Annotated in this window: 4 protein-coding genes; 3 read left to right on the top strand and 1 reads right to left on the bottom strand. The window is 63.4% G+C overall.

The genetic code is table 11. From position 1 onward, the window contains the following. On the bottom strand, positions 1 to 1,405 hold a 1,405-nt coding region (locus FBT96_RS16160; protein ID WP_212635399.1), incomplete at its 3' end, for a strawberry notch-like NTP hydrolase domain-containing protein. A 176-nt stretch (positions 1,406 to 1,581) separates the two neighbouring features. On the opposite strand from FBT96_RS16160, the gene FBT96_RS16155 reads away from it, so the two are divergent. The 3 genes from FBT96_RS16155 (at position 1,582) to FBT96_RS16145 (ending at position 2,915) form a co-directional block, all read left to right on the top strand. After that, the gene (locus FBT96_RS16155) at positions 1,582 to 1,878 is read left to right on the top strand and encodes a hypothetical protein (protein WP_136908417.1); all 297 of its coding nucleotides are present in this window, start codon (positions 1,582 to 1,584) and stop codon (positions 1,876 to 1,878) included. Between the two features lie 83 nt (positions 1,879 to 1,961). Further along, positions 1,962 to 2,225, top strand: coding sequence for a hypothetical protein (locus tag FBT96_RS16150; protein WP_136908415.1), 264 nt, complete (start codon positions 1,962 to 1,964; stop codon positions 2,223 to 2,225). A gap of 48 nt (positions 2,226 to 2,273) precedes the next feature. Then, positions 2,274 to 2,915, top strand: coding sequence for a nucleotidyl transferase AbiEii/AbiGii toxin family protein (locus tag FBT96_RS16145; RefSeq protein ID WP_249306535.1), 642 nt, complete (start codon positions 2,274 to 2,276; stop codon positions 2,913 to 2,915). The last annotated feature ends 121 nt before the right edge of the window (positions 2,916 to 3,036 follow it).

Below are 3,036 nucleotides of genomic sequence, written 5' to 3'. Positions count from 1 at the left end.
CGTAGATCACGGTTTCGAGCTGCGCGTCGGACAACAGGCCCTCGCGCAGGACGGCGGCGGGCAGTTTGGGGCGGTAGCTGGGTTTCCGGGGCGCGACCGAGGCCATCGCCGCCGATTGCACGAGCTTGGTCGGATGCGCCGCCGCGCCGGGGATTTCGATGGATTGCAGGCGGAAGGTCTCGTAGATCGCATCCGACATCTGCGCCGTAGCGCCATCCTCGGCGCTATCGCGCAGCGTATAGTCGAGCTCTTCGGCCTCGATCAGCGCCAGGACTGGCGCGGGCCACGCGGCAAACGTCGCGCGTGCGGGGGTGATGAGCCTGCGCGGGGCGGGGGCAGGGTTTTCCCGGAAGGGGAAGGAAGGCCCCCGCCCCGCCGGTTCAACCTGATCGAGCGCGAGGCGCGGCGGGACATCGGTCACGATCCGAGACAAGAGATGCGCCACATCCGGGGACATCGGCGGACGCAGGTCAGCCGTGATGCCGCCCTTCTCGCCGCCACGGCATTTGTCGAAGACCGAGAGCCGCGTCTCGAAGCTGGTGCCATGCCTCGCAAAGGCCGCACCCGACACCGATCCGGTGAACACCAGATGCGCGGTTTCCGTCAGGCGTGCGAAAGCCTCAGCCCAAGCCGGGGCGTCGGGTGCGAAGCTCGCCCCCGTGATGGCGACGAGCCGCCCGCCCGGCGCAAGGCGCGCCAGCGCTGAGCGCAAATGCCGAACCGTCGCCTCGGTGGTGCGGCCATCTACATTGGCCAGGGCCGAGAAGGGCGGGTTCACCAGGATGACGCTCGGGCGCAGCCCCGCATCGAGATGATCATCGATCTGCGCGGCGTCAAAACGGGTAACGGCGCGGCCGGGGAAGAGCTGTTGCAGAAGATCGGCGCGGGTGCCCGCCAGCTCGTTCAGCGCAAGGCTGCCCCCCGCGATCTCGGCCAGGATCGCCAGAAGCCCGGTCCCGGCTGAGGGCTCGAGCACCAGATCACGGGGGGTGATCTGCGCCGCGGCAAAGGCCGCGAGCCCCATTGGCAGCGGCGTCGAGAATTGCTGAAACCGCTCCATCTCCTCCGAGCGACAGGTATGGCTCGGCAGAAGGCCCGCAACCTTGGCGAGGATGGGCAGCAGCGCCCCAGGCGAACCCGCCCGGGCGAGAAGCGCGCGACCGAATTTCCGAAGGAAGAGGACCAGCGCCACCTCGCCCGCCTCATAGGCGAGCTTCCAATCCCAAGCACCCGACGCATCGGAGCCACCAAAGGTGCGCTCCATCTCAAACCGCAAACGCGCAGCGTCGATCGGCGTGCCTTGCACTAGATCGGACTGCAGCGCTTCGGCAACAGCGAGGATCGCCGGCGCCGAATCCAAAGACCGCACGGGCGGCACAGGCGCAACAGGAGGAAGAAAGGTCATCGGGAAACTCCGGAATGAGGGATAGGGCCAGCCCGGGACACCCTCTCTCGGGCACCCTCAGGCCTGCCCTTTCCCGACCAATCTCTTCCTCTCAACCCTGTGTCTCCCTGCGCCTGGCTTGAATTTGTTCTCTTTATGTTCTATTTTGAGAGCCAAGCCAGCAAGGGAGTTCGACCATGGAAAGCACCGCGCATGCGCTGCCCGCAACGCCCAAGCAGATCGCCTATGCGCGATCGCTCGCCCTGCGCAACGGGACCCTTCTGCCTTGGGAGGTGCAGCAGGACCGCCGGACCTTGAGCGGATGGATCGACGCGCAAGCCCGGATGAAGCCGATGTCTGAGGTGGACCAGCGGCCGACCTCCAAGCAGGTGGCCTTTGCGGAAAAACTCGCGCGGATCAAACGGCGCGCCGTGCCGGAAGAGTGCTTTCGCGACAAGGGGCTGATGTCGAAGTGGATCGACGGGAACAGGTAAAAACAACTCCGACGGGGCTTTATTGCTTTGTTGAGGGGCATCGACTACATTGACGGAACAGAAATCCGCACAGAGTTGATGCCATGGCCTCGGTTGCCGCAAAGGTGATGTCGACAGTCAGCGCGCCCTACGGCGTGCTGGTAACGGCTGCGGAGCTTGCAGCGAAGATCGCCGATATCAAGAGTGCCGAGTCCTGCGATTGCAGCGTGTTCGCCTTCCTGTCGGAAGTGTCGCCCAAACTGCAGCAATCGTTCATCGACGAGATGAATGTGAGCCGGGACGCCGTCATCGCAGTCGCCAAGAAGTTCTCCGATCTCGCCGGATACGAACTGCCGCTCGCGATCTGAATGAACACCCCTCAACCAAGCCGCTGGCCCGAGCTTTTCGACGTTGCAATGGCGATCATCGACCAGGCGAATAGTCAGGGTATCGGCATGTCCAACTGGAGCTTCGGGGGCGGCACCGCCCTGATGCTCCAGATCGGGCATCGAGAGAGCCACGACATCGACCTCTTCATCGATGATGCCCAATATTTGCCCTATCTGAACCCCGAAACGCAGGGGTATGATCTGACGCTCGCCGCGAGCGATTACGAAACCGATGGCACGCGCGCCTTGAAGATCGTGTTCGACGGCGTCGGTGAGATCGACTTCATCTGCTGCGCACCGGTCACCCAAGACCCCTTCGTGACCACTCAGATCCACGGACGAAGCCTAAAACTTGAGACCCCGGCCGAAATTCTTGCGAAGAAGGTGGTTTTCCGTGGATCGCACCTGCAACCGCGGGACATGTTCGACATTGCGGCCGTCGCTCAGGCAAGGGGCCTCGATTATGTCATCGAGGCGTGTTCCCGGTTTCCCGAGGCCTGTCAGGCAGCGCTCTTGGTGACCGAGAAGATGAATCCAAGGCTCGTCGACTCGGTCACAGAGAAATTGCTGATCTCGGAGGGATTTCTGGACCTTCGGACCCGTGCGCAGATGATGACGAACGAAATCCTCTCTGCAGCCATCACCCGAAGCGCCGCCCCTCTTCGGTGAAGGTATACGCGTTGACGATGATCCCCTCTTCGATTGCCTCATCCGAGGTGAGGTGCTCGTATTCGGCCTGAAGCTGGCGGTAGAGCCAGCGGGCCAGATCGCGCAGCGCCTCGGTCACGAT

The sequence above is a fragment of the Rhodobacter capsulatus genome (assembly GCF_005144475.1).
Classification (GTDB): Bacteria; Pseudomonadota; Alphaproteobacteria; order Rhodobacterales; family Rhodobacteraceae; genus Rhodobacter; species Rhodobacter capsulatus_C.
This window is presented reverse-complemented; position numbering and strand designations above follow the sequence as displayed.